Genomic DNA, 15,843 nt, shown 5'->3' with positions numbered 1-15,843 from the left:
TCCTCCACATGTCATAATAAGATCATCTATTCATCTAATACAAATACACATATCCTTTGGCCTAGCATGGCTGAAGGTTCCTAAAGGAGTACCTGAATGAGTTTTTTTAAAAAATTAAAAGAGAGCATTGCCTCCAAAACGGAGACGGTAACAAAGCAGTTCAAAGACGGTCTGGAAAAGAGTCGTAAAGGGTTTGTAGAAAAAGTTGCAGATTTAGTCATTCGCCGCAAGAAAATTGATGAGGAGTTCTTTGAAGAATTAGAAGAAATCCTGATTGGTGCTGACGTTGGCGTGAACACGGTTCTCCAATTGATCGATGATCTGCGCGGTGAAGTCAAAAAACGTAAAATCGAAGATGCAGCGGAACTTCAGCCGGTACTCTCTGAGAAAATTCGTGATTTGTTACGCGGAGATGAAGACAATTCCCTCCACTTGAATCCAAATGGTACAACGGTAATTCTATTTGTGGGTGTCAATGGCGTAGGCAAGACTACGACGATTGGAAAATTAGCTCATCATTTTAAGCAACAGGGCAAAAAAGTGATCATGGCCGCAGGAGATACGTTCCGTGCTGGCGCAATAGAACAATTGGAAGTATGGGGACAGCGCGTAGGCGTTGAAGTAATCAAGCAACAAGCTGGTTCAGATCCTGCCGCTGTAATGTTCGATGCGCTTCAAGCAGCCAAGCAACGTGGAGCAGATATCCTTCTGTGTGATACAGCAGGCAGACTTCAGAACAAATCGAATCTGATGGAAGAACTGAATAAAATTTACCGTGTCATTCAGCGTGAGATTCCTGATGCACCGCATGAAGTGCTCATGGTACTGGATGCAACAACGGGGCAGAATGCGCTTAGCCAAGCTAAACTTTTCGGTGAGAAGAGCGGGGTGACGGGCCTTGTGCTTACCAAGCTAGATGGGACAGCTAAAGGTGGGATTGTGGTCGCTATTCGTCAGGAGCTCAGTATTCCCGTAAAATTGGTTGGTCTCGGGGAGAAGATGGAAGACCTGCAAGAATTCGACTCAGAACAATTTGTACACGGTCTGTTCTCTGGATTGCTCAAAGAAGAAGATACGGATAATCAGGAAGACGATAAGTAATAGATGATACAAAAGGAGGAATTCCCGTGGCCAATACGCATACGTATCCACGCCGTGAAGAAGTCGCCAATGCTGTAACTCATGGGATCGGTGCATTTTTAAGTGTGGCGGCCTTGGTGCTGTTGATTGTGTTTTCTAGTATGCACGGAACAGCATGGCATGTGGTTAGCTTCACGGTATATGGGGTGAGCATGCTGCTCCTTTACTCCAGCTCAACACTTGTGCACAGTTTTCATGAGGGCAAACTCAAGGATTTGTTCGAGTTTTTCGATCACTCTTCGATCTATATTTATATTGCGGGGACATATACCCCCTTTATGCTTGTAGCAGTTCGGAGCCCTCTAGGGTGGACGTTGTTCGGAATAGTATGGGGTATTGCGCTGCTGGGTGTCTTGTTCAAAGCCTTCTTTGTGAAAAAGTTTTTGTTCCTGTCTACGCTTTTCTATATACTCATGGGATGGTCCATCGTTATTGCTTGGCAGCCGCTTACAGCGGCATTGCCGGCTAATGGCATTCATCTTCTTGTGGCTGGTGGGCTGATGTATACCTTTGGGACTATATTTTATGTGTGGAGAGCTTTTCCCTATCACCATGCAATCTGGCATCTGTTTGTTCTAGGGGGAAGCATCGTCCATTTCTTCGCAATTCTGTGGTATCTCCTGCCTATACAATAACAAAAATTACTTCCAGTCATGATTAAAGAAGATGTTAAGGGAAATAACTTGACATCTTCTTTTTTATCTTATATGATAAGGATCGTTGATGCGCTGTAAAGTGTTTTTCCTTGACGGAGGGAGTGCCCGATATGAGTCAGGAGAATAGACTTGAGAAAACGAATCGGGTCAACCTGCTATTCGATTTCTATGAATTGCTTCTTACGGAGAAGCAGCAGACATTTTTGAAATACTATTTCCATGATGATTTCTCGTTAGGTGAGATTGCATCGGAATTCAATATTAGCCGTCAGGCAATCTACGAACATATTAAGCGTGCAGAGCAGATGTTGGAGATGTATGAAGAGAAGCTAGGACTTCTACACAAACAACAGCGACGAATGGCTCAGCTAGGTGCTTTAGAACAAATACTCGAACAGAATGAATTACATAAAGATGAAGCTCTTCGCTTGGTACGAAGTTTGCAGGAGTGGTAATCTAACATTACTTAACCCGGAGGTGACTGAGAATGGCGTTTGAAGGATTGACCAGCCGACTGCAAGGTGTATTTAGCAAACTGCGTGGAAAAGGCAAGGTATCGGAAGACGATGTGAATGAAGCAATGCGCGAGGTTCGACTCGCCCTGCTAGAAGCGGATGTCAACTTTAAAGTGGTCAAGGAATTTATCGCCAAGGTGAAAGAGAAGGCCATCGGCAGTGATGTCATGGACAGCTTTACACCTGGAATGGTCATCATCGACATAGTGAATAAAGAAATGACCGAACTTATGGGCGGTAGTCAAGCCAAGCTTGCAAAGAGTAATCGTCCACCGACTGTGATTATGATGGCGGGTCTACAAGGGGCGGGTAAGACAACGACCTCTGCGAAGCTAGCCAAGCTGTTGCTTAAGCAGAATTCAAGACCTCTACTAGTTGCCGCTGATATATATCGGCCGGCTGCGATTAAGCAGCTACAAGTTTTGGGAGAACAGATTTCGGTTCCTGTATTCACCCTAGGGGATGGCGTAAGTCCGGTAGAGATTGCTCGGCAAGCTCTACAACAGGCCAAGGATCAAGGCAATGATTATCTGATTATTGATACGGCGGGTCGCCTCCATGTAGATGAAGAATTGATGGAAGAGCTGCGTCAGATTCATGAAGTAACCAAACCTGATGAAGTTCTACTCGTTGTAGATGCAATGACAGGGCAAGATGCCGTGAATGTAGCGGAAAGCTTCCATAAGCAGTTAGAACTGACAGGGGTTGTCTTAACCAAACTCGACGGAGATACACGAGGCGGGGCTGCACTATCGGTCAAAGCTGTGACGGGTTGTCCGATTAAGTTCGCTGCACTGGGCGAGAAGATTGATGCACTTGAAGCGTTCCATCCGGAGCGTATGGCTTCACGGATTCTAGGTATGGGCGATATGCTCTCCCTAATTGAGAAAGCACAGTCCAATATTGATGTGGAGAAAGCGAAGGAAATGGAGCGCAAGATGCGCAACGATGAATTTACCTTTGATGACTTCCTAGAGCAAATGGATCAAGTGAAGAAACTTGGGCCTTTGGATCAAATTATGGATATGCTGCCCGGTATGGGCAAAGTGAAGCAATTAAAAGATGTTAAAGTGGATGAGAAACAAATGGGACGTGTCGAAGCCATTGTCCATTCGATGACCAAACATGAAAAACAAAATCCAGACTTAATTAATCATAGTCGGCGTAAGCGAATTGCGATTGGTAGCGGTACGAACGTGGCCGATGTGAATCGCCTCATCAAGCAGTTTGATGAGATGCGCCGCATGATGAAGCAGTTCTCGGATATGATGGGACCTAAAGGTGGCGGCGGTAAGATGGCCAAAGCAATGAAGGGTATGAAAGGCTTAAAAGGTGGCGGGATGAAGTTCCCGTTCCGTTAAGTTCTGTAGGAATAGTGGAAGTTGATTCTATTTAAGGAGGTGAATTTCGTGGCAGTTCGTATTCGTTTGAAACGCATGGGTGCTCATAAAGCACCATTCTACCGTATCGTGGTATCGGATTCCCGTTCCCCGCGTGACGGCCGTTTTATCGAGGAAATTGGTTACTACAACCCGGTTGCAGAACCGGCAGTAGTTAACATCAATGAAGATAAAGCACTGCAATGGCTCCAAGAAGGTGCGCAAGCATCTGATACGGTCCGTAATTTGCTTAGCAAAGCTGGCGTTCTTAAAAAGTTCCATGATCTTAAGAACCAGAAATAATGGCTGATGCGGAGGGTCCTCTTATGGAACAATTAGTCGGCGTTATTGCGAAGGCTTTAGTTGATCATCCGGAAGATGTGCGTGTGAACGTGGTGGAGAAAGAGCATTTGATTATCTATGAATTATCTGTGCATCCCGAGGATGTAGGAAAAGTCATCGGCAAACAAGGGCGAATCGCCAAAGCGCTTCGCACGGTTGTCACATCAGCAGCAGTCAAGCATGACAAGCGGGTAACCGTGGACATTATGTCTTAACTATATACGAAAGAGGGTTAGGAATGCATTTCCTAACCCTTTTTCGTACATGCTTAACACTAATTCTTATTACATTTTCAGGAGGATACTATGTCTGAATCTTTACTTACCATTGGGAAAATTGTGAATACACATGGCATTAAGGGAGAACTGAAAGTATTGTCCAGTACGGACTTTCCTGAGATTCGGTTTGCTTCAAATAAAGAGCTCATTCTAGTTCATGTTGAGACAGGCCAACAGATTAAGGCGGTCATCGAAAAAGCACGTGCTTCCAAAACAACATATATCGTAAAATTCAAACAATTTGGGAACATTAATGAAGTGGAGAAATATAAAGGTTGGGATTTGAAAGTTCCGAAAGATGAGACGATTGAACTCCCGGAGAATGAATATTTTTATCATGAGATTATTGGTTGCAAGGTGCTAACGGACGAAGGAGAAGACTTGGGTGTTATATCAGAAATTCTACGTCCTGGAGCGAATGATGTATGGGTAGTGAAGACTCCTATGCGTAAAGAAATTCTGCTGCCTGTAATTGATGATGTGATCTTGGATGTCGATGTGAAAGAAAAGCTAATTAAGGTTCATATCATGGAGGGGCTACTGTAATGCGCGTGGACGTCCTGACCATTTTCCCGGAGATGTTTGAAGGCGTGTTCGGTACTAGTATTTTGGGCAAAGCTCAGAACAAAGGTATTGTGACCCTGAAAGCAACGAACTTTCGAGATTACGCGGATAACAAGCATAGTATGGTAGATGATACGCCTTATGGCGGTGGTGGGGGGATGGTCCTCAAGCCGGAGCCGATATTTAATGCTGTGGAAAGTATACTCAGTACATCTGACATGGATGCAAGTGAATCTCATAGTTCAGAGATCAAAGACGAAGCTGCACATGTACATCAACCAGCTAGAATTATTCTCATGTGTCCCCAAGGGGAGACATTTACACAAAAGAAGGCCGAGGAACTTGCTCAGGAAGATCATCTGATCTTCATATGTGGACATTACGAAGGTTATGATGAACGCATTCGTGAACACTTGGTCACGGACGAATTATCTATTGGTGATTATGTACTCACGGGTGGAGAGATCCCGGCGATGACGGTAATCGACAGTGTAGTGCGTTTATTGCCTGGTGTTCTGGGGAATGCCACAAGTGCGATGACGGATTCCTTTAGTACGGGACTTCTAGAGTATCCTCATTATACGAGACCTGCTGAGTTTAGAGGACATAAGGTGCCGGATATGTTGTTAAGTGGACATCATGCGAATGTAGCGGCATGGAGACGCAAAGAAGCGCTGCGGAGAACATGGAAACGTAGACCCGACATGCTGGACCAAATAGAATTAACCTCTAAAGATATGAGATGGCTGGATGAAATACGCCGAGAAGAAGATCGTGGAACTGATCATTAAGAGGATGACCTGAAAGGGGGAGAAAAGATGAAGCCCATTCATCTAAAATCCGTAACCTATGATCCGAAACAAGAGGAAAAGGTAAAACGTAATTTTTTCGATAAGCTTAAGGGAGCGGCGGGTAAGGTCCCCTTTGTTAAGGATACTGTGGCATTATATTATTGCGCCGTGGATAGCAAGACGCCCTTATATGTAAAAGGTGTAGCGTTTGCTGCGCTGGCTTATTTTATCTCTCCACTCGATGCCATTCCTGATGCCTTGGCTGGCCTCGGTTTTACGGATGATGCCGGTGTAATAATCACCGCCCTTAAAGTAGTAGGGAATCACGTCACTGATGAACATAAAGCAAAAGCAAAAGCCTTTTTTGAAAAGGAAAAAACATTAGATCTGGAATGAGCCTGCTTGATGCGTCTTACGCATCGTAAGCAGGTTTTTTTCTTTTTTTAATTTTTTTTTTGGCTACAGCTGTTACAAGAAACATCTCATGTGGGTAATAAAGAATAGAACCGCTAACAAAGCACAACGCATGAGAGGAAATGAACAGATAATGACACCAGAAATTCAAACCGATATTCCAGTAACCGACCTATATATGGATGTACAAGATTCGATGGATTCCGAGAAAAAACCAGCTTTTAGTACGGTAGATGATATCATTGCTTATTATGCAAATCGTAAATAATCTGCTAGTAAATAAATTAATAGGCAAAAGAGAGGAGGAGTGACCCATGTACGAGATTCCAGAATTGCTTCAAGCCGAGACTGAACAAATCATGGACACTTTGGCGAATGAGTAAAGAAGACCTGACTATAGACAATACAATGAACCCCTAGACCTACGGTGAACATTACCGATATGGTCTAGGGGTTTATTTGTTATTATGAGCCGTTGATTATTTCTGTGATTTATCTATGAGACGGAAATCATCATAGTGGAAGCCCGGGGACACCACACAGGAGACAAACACAGGCTCGTTACCAAGCGGGCGTGCTGTCTGCCATACCTTAGCAGGAACAAGCGCCTGAGGACGTTGTCCTTGCAATATATCGGGACCAAGAATGATTTCTTCCTTGTCTCCTGGCTGATCTCCATCCCCACCAAGGGTTAGCAAGAGTGGGCTCCCGGAATGCCAGAACCAAATCTCATCAGAAAGGACGGTATGCCATTCGGAGAATTCGTGAGGGTGTAGCAAAAAATAGATAGACGTTGCGGCAGGACGAGGACCTGAATAGGAGCTGTCCAACAGTTCATGTGGAATGTCAAAGGAGGATTTCCATAGCTCTTTGTACCATCCACCTTCTTGGTGCGGAGAGAGCTGTAAGGCTTCAACTAATGGAGAGATTTCATGATTAGACAAAGGTATTCCTACTTTCATGAGGGATTATATAGCAGCGTATTAATTATAAATTTTACATCAAAATCAATAGGAATGTAAAAAGTAAATAAAACAGATTAAGCATTGATTTGATTAATAGGATATGGTACAATTCAATGTGTTGTGAAATCGGTGGTCCTCTACAGATAATGATGAAGAACACGAGGTTCTTCGGAAGATGTAAGAACACCTGAGTGGAAGGAGGAAGACATATATGAATATCGTACAAGCGATTACGCAGGAACAACTTCGCAAGGATATTCCGAGTTTCCGCCCGGGCGACACTTTAAAAGTGCACGTTAAGGTTATTGAGGGTACTCGTGAGCGTGTCCAATTGTTTGAAGGTGTTGTAATTAAGCGTCGTGGCGGTGGAATCAGTGAAACTTTTACAGTTCGTAAAATTTCTAATGGTATCGGTGTGGAAAGAACATTCCCACTCCATTCTCCGAAACTCGATAAAATCGAAGTAGCTCGTCGTGGTAAAGTGCGTCGTGCTAAACTGTACTACCTACGCGAACTTCGTGGTAAAGCAGCTAGAATTAAAGAAGTACGTCGTTAATCTTAGGATTACGATTAAGGGGCTTGATCTTCAAGCCCCTTTCGTTTTTTATAAAACAGGCTTACGAGTTCTATACGTATATACAAAGAAAGGACGGCGGTCCATGGATCAGCAATATCAGTCAGAGCAGCCGGAACAGCTTCCGGAATCCCCCCGCAAGAGTAAGAACGAAGCTATGGAATGGCTCAAAGCCATCCTGATTGCTGTAGTCCTTGTAGTCCTTATTCGTTGGCTCCTATTTGCACCATTTATCGTGGATGGGCCGTCCATGCAGCCTAATTTCCATACAGGTGAGCGTATCATTGTGAATAAGGTACTTTACGATTTCAGACAGCCTAAATATGGTGAAGTCATTGTGTTCCACGTTCCAGCAGAAAATCGTGATTTCATCAAACGGGTTATAGGTGTACCGGGTGATACCGTCAAGGTTGAAGGGGATACGGTTACTGTGAATGGTAAAGTAGTAAATGAGACGTATATTCAATCTGCGTTAGATGAAAAGCATAAAAATAATCAACTGTACAATGTAGAAGCTGATTTTCCAAATGATGAAGTGACCGAAGAAAAAGTTCCAGCAGGTCATGTCTTTGTTCTTGGAGACAATCGCTCGAATAGTACAGATAGCCGTAGAATCGGTTATGTTGATTTCTCTGATATTAAAGGTCGTGCAGATCTGATTTTCTGGCCGATGAAGGATATCCATTTTATAAAACACTAATACTAGTATAATAAGAACGGACTAAGGGCTCTGTGCAGACTTTAGTTCGTTCTGTATTATTCAGGAAGTACATGAGGTGAGAAGACGATGACAATTCAATGGTTCCCGGGACATATGACTCGGGCGCGCAGGCAGATCCAGGATAAGCTGAAATTAATCGACGTTGCGATTGAGCTTTTGGATGCCCGTCTTCCTTTATCAAGCCGTAATCCGATGATTGATGAGATTCTACTCAATAAACCCCGTCTAATCGTATTGAATAAATCCGATCTTGCAGATCCTGCGGTTACAAAAGAATGGATGGACTATTTCAAAAAAGAGGGACATGCTGTATTAATGGCAGATGCCACAACGGGTCATGGAGTTAAGGATATTTCGGTAAAAGCTAGAGAGCTGTTAAAGGAAAAGATTGATCGACAAATTGCAAAGGGGATTCGTCCTCGTCCTGTTCGGGCCTTAATTGTAGGGATTCCGAATGTGGGTAAATCCACGCTGATTAACAAATTAGCGGGTCGCAGCATTGCTCTGACTGGAGATCGTCCTGGTGTAACTAAAGGGCAGCAGTGGATTAAAGTGGGTACAGATATGGAACTCTTAGATACGCCAGGTATTCTATGGCCTAAGTTTGAAGACCAGAACGTAGGTTATCGCTTGGCAGTTACAGGCGCTATTAAAGAAGAGATTTTAAATGTTGAAGATATCGCATTCTTTGCTATTCAATATTTATCCCGTTATTATTGGCCTAAACTTCAGGAAAGATTCGACTTACAAGAGAAACCTCTAGATCCCGAAGATCCTGACCAAGTCGTAGCAGTTATGGAAGCCATCGGTCGCAAGCGAGGATGTATTGTAAGCGGAGGTAAAGTTGATTTAGCTAAGGCGTCAGGTATGATGCTTAGAGAACTTAGAGCAGGTAAATTAGGTGGATTCTCGATGGAATCTCCTTATTAATCAGGGGGCATCAGCCATGGGCTGGTGCTTTTTTTGTTATGTGAGTAAGTTTTTTCCAATATAATTCGCAACTTTTCAGGGTAAGCAATCGTTAATAGGATGAAGGAATATATCCAGTGTTTATTTTTTTGTCATCTACACCGATAAATAAGTTACAAAAAAGAAGTGTTGCCTAAGACTGGATATGTTACTCTAATTTAAGGTAAAAAGAGAGTAGGTTCGGAAAGGAATATGCAGCGTATGTGGAAAAAAATGAAGTGGTTATCTATAGCTATAGTTGGCCTAGTTGTGATACTGGTTGCTAGTCAGTTCTGGACCCATGGAACTTCAGGCAGGAAGCTGAATAATGTCACTCCTGTTAGTGTTGTGAACCAGATCAATGTTAGCTTAAACAAGCCGAAAGCGGATTCGGATGCAGTGAACATTCCTACGACGGATACAGCGCTGCTTCCTGTGAAAACAGTTCCTTATAAGTCCTATTATCGTAATAAAGTCATTGTTCTTATGTACCATGAAGTAACTCCAGAGCAAATTGACTCAGGAACGGTGCTATCATCTAAATTCAAACGTCAGCTAGCACTGATGAAAGCTTATGGATTTAAATATATTACGATGAAGCAGTATACGGATTTCATCTTGAAAGGTACTCCTGTACCCGATAACGCAGTCTTAATGACGTTTGATGATGGATACGAATCTTTTTATCAATATGCATATCCAATTCTAAAAGAAAATAATATACCTGCTACCATGTTCCTCATCGCTAACACCGTATCTAATCCGAAACACCCTGGTATTCCTAAAGTGAGCTGGGAACAAATCGCAGACATGCACAAGAACGGCATTGACTTCTATAATCATACCTTCGATTCCCACGTCATTGTTCCAGTCAATGCATCGCATAGTGTCAAGCGACCTACACTTCAAGGGCCTATTTATTTAGATCAATTGAAGCGCAAAGAAACAATAGACGAATTTAAAGCTCGAGTGAAAAAAGATCTGAGTCAAGCTCAAACGCTAATCAAAGAAAAATTAGGCAATGATATGGATGTGTTGGCATTCCCTTACGGTTCCTTTTCCAAAACGACTTTGGATGTATGTAAGGAGTTAGGGATACAGATTACATTCACAGTTAAGCCGGGTATCAATAAAAAAGGCCAACTCAATGGATTCCGTGTGAACGCGGGCGGAGATAAAAATAATCCAGATGCTCTAATTCAATTAATGAAGAATGGCGTGCCTGAACCTAAAGTGAAAAAGACAAGAAGTCCCTTTGACTTAATGAATGAAGGTCCAGTAGGGACATTCCTTAAAATACTGCCTAAGCAGCCGGATCGATATCAGAAGCATGAGCATCCCTCTGGGAAGGATGATATAGTCATCAGGCTTAAGGGGAAAAGTGATTCGTTCGAACGGAAGAATGGAGCAGATGCAGCATGAACGATATGTTAGAGTTTGAATCGCAGTATTGGCAAAAGAATTATGTCCATATTGCAGGTATTGATGAAGTAGGTCGCGGTTGCCTGTTTGGAGATGTGGTCGCCGCAGCCGTATTATTACCCCAAGGGTTAGTGCTAGAAGGGGTGAATGATTCTAAAAAGCTCTCGGCTAAAAAGCGGAATGAATTATTTGATATCATTATGGAACATGCTCTTGCGGTAGGTGTCGGGTTCGCGGATTCGACCGTAATTGATCAAGTGAATATAAGACAAGCCTCTAGACTCGCTATGAAATTTGCTTTGGCACAGTTACCCTTTCAGCCTGACTTTTTGCTGGTTGATGCCGAACAAGTTGATTCTGAAATCCCTCAGCTTGCTATAATTAAAGGAGATGCCAGAAGTCAGTCTATTGCTGCAGCGTCGATTGTCGCAAAAGTAACGAGAGATCGCTTATGTGAAGGAGAATGGGAAGCCAAATATCCGGAATATGGAATTGCTGTACATAAAGGATATGCAACTCGAATGCACCGAGAGCAGATTCTTACGTTTGGAGCAACACCTATGCATCGCAAAAGCTTTATGCGTAATTTATTTGTACAACAGCAGCAATTATTCTAAAATGTTACCCGCCTATACAAGGGCGGGTTTTACTGTACTTATGGTGAGATCTACGGTGTAGGGGGAATACATAATGAATATAGGTCCAGTAGTACGAGGTTTAATGGGAGATGCAAAGGCAGGACAACCCAAGCAATTAGATCTAAAAGTAGGACAAGTCGTGAGAGGTACGGTAATGAGCGTCTCTGATGATGGTCAAGAAGCCGTCATTCAAGTACAAGGTGTACAGCTCAAAGCTACGCTAGAGACCCCTTTACAGCAGGGGCAGATAGCTGTGTTGCAGGTTCAGCCTCCTAGTGCGGATGGAACGGCAATTTTGAAACCGATAGCCGAACAAAGTTCTACGATGTTATCCGATGCTTCATTAGGTGAGACATTAGATGATATAGGAATGGAGAATACTCCTCAAAATCGTGAAGTTTTAAAAATTATGCAGACTCAAGGGATTCCGCTTACACGCGAGCAGACATCGGCCATTTTGAAGACCCTTGCTGCTAAACCGCAGAACGTTCCCCTTCAAGAGTGGGTGCAATCTGCGGCGATTGCTATTCACCGAGGGCTTCCAGTTACCGATCAGTCGGTAGCGGGTCTTCATCAGGCGGTATTTGGGGTCTCGGTTCAAACTGTATTAAGTGCCTTTGAAGAGCAAATCCAGACGATTCTGTCATCTTGGATTTTTGAGGATACGGAAGCAGGAAAAGAAGGGAAGATACCGAACGGAAATAAAGGCGCTGAAAATGTAGGGAAAGAAGCCGGGTCTATCCATAAACCTGCGGGTTCAGTCGCTTTGGGAGTTTCTATTTCTTCAAATTCCTCGAATCCTTCTAGCCCTATTGCTGTAGAAACAGGAGAAGTAGATTCTTCTATGGGACAGGGGGGTGAACTCTCTACAAAAGATACAGCTGTTAAAAATAAGGCATTGATTTCAATATCTTCTGGACATGAAGGGAATTATGAGGCTCCTGAGGGAGCCGGAAAATATGCTATACCTAAGAATAGTATCCCAGTAGTTACTACTCAGGGCCTGGCTAAAAATAATGGAATACCCGTAAATGAAACGAATCAGGTCAAAGACGATTCAAATAGCCATGAAGAAAATATTTCTAGCCAAAGCAAAACAGGTTCAGAAATAAATGCACTTGGATCTTCTCGGCTGAGTACAGGGAAAAGTGCCGAGATCTTGCTTCGGTTGCAGTCTCTGCTAAGTGAGATTCGAACCGTTGCAGCAAGTGGCGCGGCAGGTTCCGCCGCTGTTGGGCAAGGAGCCGAAGCTTCAGATGCTGCGGCAACGACCGCGGACACCCACGCGGCGGCGGAGCCGTGGGTGTCGCGCGTGCTGAAGCTGCTCGGTGCAGAGCACGAGCAGCAAGCGGCCCGCACGGTGACGCTCGCTGAGGGCGCGTCCCCGGCGGAGCCGAATGCTCCTGCGCCGCGTGCAGAAGGCGCAGCGCAGAAAGCCGCCCCGGGCGCAGCCACGGGTGCGGTGTCCAGCGGCGTGCCTACTATGGCCGCGCCGGGAGAAGGGGCCGCCCCTGCGCGAAGCGGGGCGGCGGGGGTCTTGTCCGGCCAGCCGCTGGCGGCCGGGGCAATTGGGTCTGCGGCGGCGGAGCCAGCCGCAGAGCGCATGGAGACACTCAAAGGACTGCTACTGCAGGCTTTGAGTTCAGCAGACCTGCCTGCGCAGCTGCAAGATACAGCAAAGCAGCTTGTTCATCAAATTACCGGCCAGCAGCTTTTGATGAATACAGATCGAATGGCTCCTTTTGCACAGATGACTTTAATGCTGCCTTTCACAGGACCTGATGGGGAGCAGACAGCTTCCGTTCATATTCAGTCACGGCGTGGCAAAAAGGGAGAACTGGATGCCTCGAATTGTAGATTATGGTTTGATCTAGACATGAAAAACTTAGGACAAGTCGTGGTCGATGTACAAGTATCGGACAAAAAAGTTATCTTAAATGTACATAACGAGCAGGAAATGATAGGTGCATTTATCGAAAGTAAAGAGGAAGAGATTCGAGCTGCCATGGACTCGGCAGGATATCGCCTGTTATCACTCAAGACGGACCTCTTAAAAAGTACAGATCTTGTCTCTACTGCATCTGAGCAGATGTCGCCTTACGTTCCGCAAGCCTACAAAGGAGTCGATTTCCGTATATGAACAGACGAGAAGTACCCACGCAATCCCTCCGCAGAGCTGTGGCCCTGAAATATGACTCTAAGGAGAATGAAGCGCCTGTCATTGCCGCAAAAGGCAGCGGAAAACTAGCCGAACGAATATTAGAAAAAGCAAAGGAACATGGAATTCCTATTCAAGAAGATGCGGCTCTCGTCGAAGTTTTATCCAAGCTTGATCTGGATCAACAAATTCCGGCAGAACTGTATGGTCTGGTTGCTGAGATTCTAAGCTTTATTTACCGTTCAGACCGTGAAATGGGGCTTAAGAAGTGAACAAGCGTGTAGCATGTGGAACAGTGGGCAAAGATAGACGGAAACAGAAGGGGCAGTGGGCGGAGGAGGAAGCTGTTCGTATACTGACTGAATTAGGCTACCGAATTGTATTACGCAATTGGCGTTGTCGGTCAGGAGAAATTGACATTATTGCCGAAGATGAAGGGGACATCGTCTTTGTTGAAGTACGTAGTAGAAGCTCATATGCTTCTGCCTTTGGGACAGCTATGGAGTCGATTACTCCACGAAAAATAGCTCAGGTTAGAGCAACAGCATCGGTGTATCTGCATCACATGCAATCCTCCCAACGAGCAGTGAGGTTTGATGTCGTTGCCATTACGCTAGGTGCACATAACAAAGTAGAGCATTTTGAGCATATACGACATGCTTTTTAAAGTCTGTGAGTCTGTGAGTCTGTGAGTCTGTGAGTCTGTGAGTCTGTGAGTCTGTGAGTCTGTGAGTCTGTGAGTTCTGAGGTTTGTAAGGTTTGTAAGGTTTGTATGGTCTGTGAGGTCTTTAACATCTGTATGGTATGCGTCGGTAAAACTTATTAAGGCTGTTGAGATCAGTTCTTGTTTAATATTTTGAGGTGTATCTTTTAACTAATAATTAAAGGGGTTGTAGAGTTATGTTCACTTCAATTCAAGCATTCGAGCAAGCTTGGCAAGAAGAAAGCAAGATGACACAGAAAATTTTTGACGAATTAACGGATGAATCTTTAGCACAAGGAATTTCGCCAAATCACAGAACAATAGGCCGAATTGCCTGGCATTTAGTGACTACCTTACATGAAATGCTCTCGAAGACAGGACTTGCGTTCGAAGCTCCTCTCGATGATGCTCCTTTGCCAGACACCGCAAAAGCAATTGCTTCATGTTATCAGCAGTCTAGCCAAGCTTTACTTCAAGCTGTCCAATCGCAGTGGACTGATGCTTCCCTTCAACAAAAAGTGAATATGTATGGAGAAGAATGGCCTAATGGCCTGACACTTTGGGTTTTAGTAACTCACCAAATTCATCATAGGGGTCAACTCACAGTGCTTATGCGTCAAGCAGGTCTGCAAGTACCAGGACTTTACGGACCATCGCTTGAAGAATGGATCGCATTTGGGGCAGAGCCACCCGTAATTTAAAATAGTAAATAAAAAGACTCTCTGAGATTGCTCAGTAGAGTCTTTTTTGTGGAAGAGTAATTTAGAAATTTATTTGAAAAAACTAATTATAATGAGCCCTATTAAGAGAAGAGGTACTACAATTACAAAAAAATAGCCTAAATACCTTATAGGTACCGGTAACTCTTTAAAGTTAACTTTTTTTGGTGGTCCTCCACCTTCAATATATTGGATATTTTTTAATTGTTCATCCACGTAATATGCATCTTTATCTTCTCTGAATTCGGATAAATAATTTTTTTCGATTATATATCACTCCTTTAGGAAGTAGTGAAATAATTATAACACAATTAAAAAAAGTAAAAAATGTATTTAAAAGGAAACTTTTTTATTGCTTTAAGCGTTTATATTATGAAGACAAAAAAAGGAGGGAATTATGAAAAATTTGAGAATTGTTCTAGCCGCTTCAACCCTTTTGGGATCTCTTTTATTTGGTTTTAGCACAGAATCAAAAGCATCAACGTTTCATACCAATGCGGCAAATTATACAGATACGGATTTAATTTCTATTTGGAGAGTTACTAATACCGGTTCTATATACTCCCCAGTATCTGTAAAGACAGAAGTTTCTATTAACGCTACGACGTCTGGGAATAACTGGTTAGCCACTAAGAGGGAGTTGGTAAGCCAAACATTAAGAGATGCATTTCTTTCTTACCCAAATGCTAATTTTGGTCCGGGGCTACTCAATTTAAGAGGATCAAATGTTACTTTAGATACAAGAGGGAGTTATATTTATGATCCAGCATATACTTTAATAGGTAAACTTACAACGACGAGCCAAATTTATTCTCCAAACGCGCAAGCAGGATACGGACAATCTGTTTTTTACGGTGGAAGTGGAAGTTTTCAAGTAGACAGTACGGCATCAGTTGATTTCAATTGGTAAAGGAGA

The 15,843-nt window shown here is 43.6% G+C and carries 21 protein-coding genes; 20 read left to right on the top strand and 1 reads right to left on the bottom strand.

The features are described from left to right. The first annotated feature begins 96 nt into the window (after positions 1–96). The 10 genes from ftsY (at position 97) to J2Z69_RS19300 (ending at position 6,347) form a co-directional block, all read left to right on the top strand. Complete coding sequence (ftsY, locus tag J2Z69_RS10680) at positions 97–1,101, top strand: signal recognition particle-docking protein FtsY (protein WP_209862017.1); 1,005 nt, start codon at positions 97–99, stop codon at positions 1,099–1,101. A 26-nt stretch (positions 1,102–1,127) separates the two neighbouring features. Then, entirely contained in the window at positions 1,128–1,775 is a 648-nt protein-coding gene (gene trhA / locus J2Z69_RS10675) for a PAQR family membrane homeostasis protein TrhA (protein ID WP_209862015.1), read from the top strand. A 131-nt stretch (positions 1,776–1,906) separates the two neighbouring features. After that, positions 1,907–2,251 carry a putative DNA-binding protein gene (locus tag J2Z69_RS10670; RefSeq protein ID WP_209862012.1) on the top strand — a complete coding sequence of 115 codons (345 nt, stop codon included), beginning with the start codon at positions 1,907–1,909 and terminating at the stop codon, positions 2,249–2,251. Between the two features lie 32 nt (positions 2,252–2,283). Then, positions 2,284–3,672, top strand: coding sequence for a signal recognition particle protein (gene ffh, locus J2Z69_RS10665; RefSeq protein WP_209862009.1), 1,389 nt, complete (start codon positions 2,284–2,286; stop codon positions 3,670–3,672). Between the two features lie 48 nt (positions 3,673–3,720). Further along, entirely contained in the window at positions 3,721–3,993 is a 273-nt protein-coding gene (gene rpsP / locus J2Z69_RS10660) for a 30S ribosomal protein S16 (RefSeq protein ID WP_209862664.1), read from the top strand. 23 nt (positions 3,994–4,016) lie between these two features. Further along, positions 4,017–4,247: a KH domain-containing protein gene (locus J2Z69_RS10655; protein WP_209862006.1), complete on the top strand. Its 231-nt coding sequence runs from the start codon at positions 4,017–4,019 to the stop codon at positions 4,245–4,247. A gap of 90 nt (positions 4,248–4,337) precedes the next feature. Further along, positions 4,338–4,856 (top strand): ribosome maturation factor RimM, encoded by a 519-nt coding sequence (gene rimM / locus J2Z69_RS10650; RefSeq protein ID WP_209862004.1) that lies wholly within the window; start codon positions 4,338–4,340, stop codon positions 4,854–4,856. Continuing rightward, positions 4,856–5,665 (top strand): tRNA (guanosine(37)-N1)-methyltransferase TrmD, encoded by an 810-nt coding sequence (gene trmD, locus J2Z69_RS10645; RefSeq protein WP_209862002.1) that lies wholly within the window; start codon positions 4,856–4,858, stop codon positions 5,663–5,665. The genes rimM and trmD overlap by 1 nt, the downstream gene beginning before the upstream one ends. Positions 5,666–5,692: 27 nt before the next feature. After that, positions 5,693–6,061 carry a YkvA family protein gene (locus tag J2Z69_RS10640; RefSeq protein ID WP_209862000.1) on the top strand — a complete coding sequence of 123 codons (369 nt, stop codon included), beginning with the start codon at positions 5,693–5,695 and terminating at the stop codon, positions 6,059–6,061. Between the two features lie 151 nt (positions 6,062–6,212). Continuing rightward, on the top strand, positions 6,213–6,347 hold the full coding sequence (locus J2Z69_RS19300; RefSeq protein ID WP_281069399.1) for a hypothetical protein: 135 nt from the start codon (positions 6,213–6,215) through the stop codon (positions 6,345–6,347). Positions 6,348–6,558: 211 nt separating this feature from the next. On the opposite strand, the gene J2Z69_RS10635 is transcribed toward J2Z69_RS19300, so the two are convergent. Further along, a complete protein-coding gene (locus tag J2Z69_RS10635) occupies positions 6,559–7,023 on the bottom strand; it encodes a cupin domain-containing protein (RefSeq protein ID WP_245339202.1) in 465 nt (154 codons plus the stop codon). 232 nt (positions 7,024–7,255) lie between these two features. Between J2Z69_RS10635 and rplS the strand changes: the two genes are divergently transcribed. From rplS to J2Z69_RS10585, 10 genes are all read left to right on the top strand, one after another. Then, positions 7,256–7,600, top strand: a complete 345-nt coding sequence (gene rplS, locus J2Z69_RS10630; RefSeq protein WP_209861996.1) for a 50S ribosomal protein L19 — start codon at positions 7,256–7,258, stop codon at positions 7,598–7,600. Between the two features lie 103 nt (positions 7,601–7,703). Further along, the gene (gene lepB, locus J2Z69_RS10625) at positions 7,704–8,318 is read left to right on the top strand and encodes a signal peptidase I (protein ID WP_209861992.1); all 615 of its coding nucleotides are present in this window, start codon (positions 7,704–7,706) and stop codon (positions 8,316–8,318) included. Positions 8,319–8,405: 87 nt separating this feature from the next. Next, the gene (gene ylqF / locus J2Z69_RS10620) at positions 8,406–9,269 is read left to right on the top strand and encodes a ribosome biogenesis GTPase YlqF (RefSeq protein WP_209861989.1); all 864 of its coding nucleotides are present in this window, start codon (positions 8,406–8,408) and stop codon (positions 9,267–9,269) included. 252 nt (positions 9,270–9,521) lie between these two features. Continuing rightward, the gene (locus J2Z69_RS10615) at positions 9,522–10,709 is read left to right on the top strand and encodes a polysaccharide deacetylase family protein (RefSeq protein WP_209861986.1); all 1,188 of its coding nucleotides are present in this window, start codon (positions 9,522–9,524) and stop codon (positions 10,707–10,709) included. Further along, complete coding sequence (locus tag J2Z69_RS10610; protein ID WP_209861982.1) at positions 10,706–11,326, top strand: ribonuclease HII; 621 nt, start codon at positions 10,706–10,708, stop codon at positions 11,324–11,326. The genes J2Z69_RS10615 and J2Z69_RS10610 overlap by 4 nt, the downstream gene beginning before the upstream one ends. Positions 11,327–11,399: 73 nt before the next feature. Then, positions 11,400–13,487: a flagellar hook-length control protein FliK gene (locus J2Z69_RS10605; protein ID WP_209861980.1), complete on the top strand. Its 2,088-nt coding sequence runs from the start codon at positions 11,400–11,402 to the stop codon at positions 13,485–13,487. Beyond that, positions 13,484–13,777, top strand: a complete 294-nt coding sequence (locus J2Z69_RS10600) for an EscU/YscU/HrcU family type III secretion system export apparatus switch protein (RefSeq protein ID WP_209861979.1) — start codon at positions 13,484–13,486, stop codon at positions 13,775–13,777. The genes J2Z69_RS10605 and J2Z69_RS10600 overlap by 4 nt, the downstream gene beginning before the upstream one ends. Next, positions 13,774–14,172, top strand: a complete 399-nt coding sequence (locus J2Z69_RS10595) for a YraN family protein (protein ID WP_342591579.1) — start codon at positions 13,774–13,776, stop codon at positions 14,170–14,172. Before J2Z69_RS10600 ends, J2Z69_RS10595 begins: the two co-directional genes overlap by 4 nt. 233 nt (positions 14,173–14,405) lie before the next feature. Then, on the top strand, positions 14,406–14,909 hold the full coding sequence (locus J2Z69_RS10590; protein WP_209861977.1) for a DinB family protein: 504 nt from the start codon (positions 14,406–14,408) through the stop codon (positions 14,907–14,909). 415 nt (positions 14,910–15,324) lie between these two features. Then, the gene (locus J2Z69_RS10585; RefSeq protein ID WP_209861975.1) at positions 15,325–15,837 is read left to right on the top strand and encodes a hypothetical protein; all 513 of its coding nucleotides are present in this window, start codon (positions 15,325–15,327) and stop codon (positions 15,835–15,837) included. The last annotated feature ends 6 nt before the right edge of the window (positions 15,838–15,843 follow it).

Origin of the sequence: Paenibacillus shirakamiensis, from assembly GCF_017874255.1 — a bacterium.
GTDB lineage: Bacteria > Bacillota > Bacilli > Paenibacillales > Paenibacillaceae > Fontibacillus > Fontibacillus shirakamiensis.
Note: the sequence above shows the minus strand (reverse complement) of the source record. Positions and strands in the feature narration are given on the sequence as shown.

Bases quoted from the DNA above. Each gene is read 5' to 3' on its own strand.
- ylqF (WP_209861989.1), top strand. From the start codon at position 8,406: ATGACAATTCAATGGTTCCCGGGACATATGACTCGGGCGCGCAGGCAG.
- J2Z69_RS10605 (WP_209861980.1), top strand. From the start codon at position 11,400: ATGAATATAGGTCCAGTAGTACGAGGTTTAATGGGAGATGCAAAGGCA.
- J2Z69_RS10585 (WP_209861975.1), top strand. From the start codon at position 15,325: ATGAAAAATTTGAGAATTGTTCTAGCCGCTTCAACCCTTTTGGGATCT.
- J2Z69_RS10655 (WP_209862006.1), top strand. From the start codon at position 4,017: ATGGAACAATTAGTCGGCGTTATTGCGAAGGCTTTAGTTGATCATCCG.
- J2Z69_RS10670 (WP_209862012.1), top strand. From the start codon at position 1,907: ATGAGTCAGGAGAATAGACTTGAGAAAACGAATCGGGTCAACCTGCTA.
- rimM (WP_209862004.1), top strand. From the start codon at position 4,338: ATGTCTGAATCTTTACTTACCATTGGGAAAATTGTGAATACACATGGC.
- J2Z69_RS19300 (WP_281069399.1), top strand. From the start codon at position 6,213: ATGACACCAGAAATTCAAACCGATATTCCAGTAACCGACCTATATATG.
- rplS (WP_209861996.1), top strand. From the start codon at position 7,256: ATGAATATCGTACAAGCGATTACGCAGGAACAACTTCGCAAGGATATT.
- J2Z69_RS10640 (WP_209862000.1), top strand. From the start codon at position 5,693: ATGAAGCCCATTCATCTAAAATCCGTAACCTATGATCCGAAACAAGAG.
- J2Z69_RS10615 (WP_209861986.1), top strand. From the start codon at position 9,522: ATGAAGTGGTTATCTATAGCTATAGTTGGCCTAGTTGTGATACTGGTT.
- trmD (WP_209862002.1), top strand. From the start codon at position 4,856: ATGCGCGTGGACGTCCTGACCATTTTCCCGGAGATGTTTGAAGGCGTG.
- J2Z69_RS10600 (WP_209861979.1), top strand. From the start codon at position 13,484: ATGAACAGACGAGAAGTACCCACGCAATCCCTCCGCAGAGCTGTGGCC.
- lepB (WP_209861992.1), top strand. From the start codon at position 7,704: ATGGATCAGCAATATCAGTCAGAGCAGCCGGAACAGCTTCCGGAATCC.
- J2Z69_RS10610 (WP_209861982.1), top strand. From the start codon at position 10,706: ATGAACGATATGTTAGAGTTTGAATCGCAGTATTGGCAAAAGAATTAT.
- J2Z69_RS10590 (WP_209861977.1), top strand. From the start codon at position 14,406: ATGTTCACTTCAATTCAAGCATTCGAGCAAGCTTGGCAAGAAGAAAGC.
- ftsY (WP_209862017.1), top strand. From the start codon at position 97: ATGAGTTTTTTTAAAAAATTAAAAGAGAGCATTGCCTCCAAAACGGAG.
- ffh (WP_209862009.1), top strand. From the start codon at position 2,284: ATGGCGTTTGAAGGATTGACCAGCCGACTGCAAGGTGTATTTAGCAAA.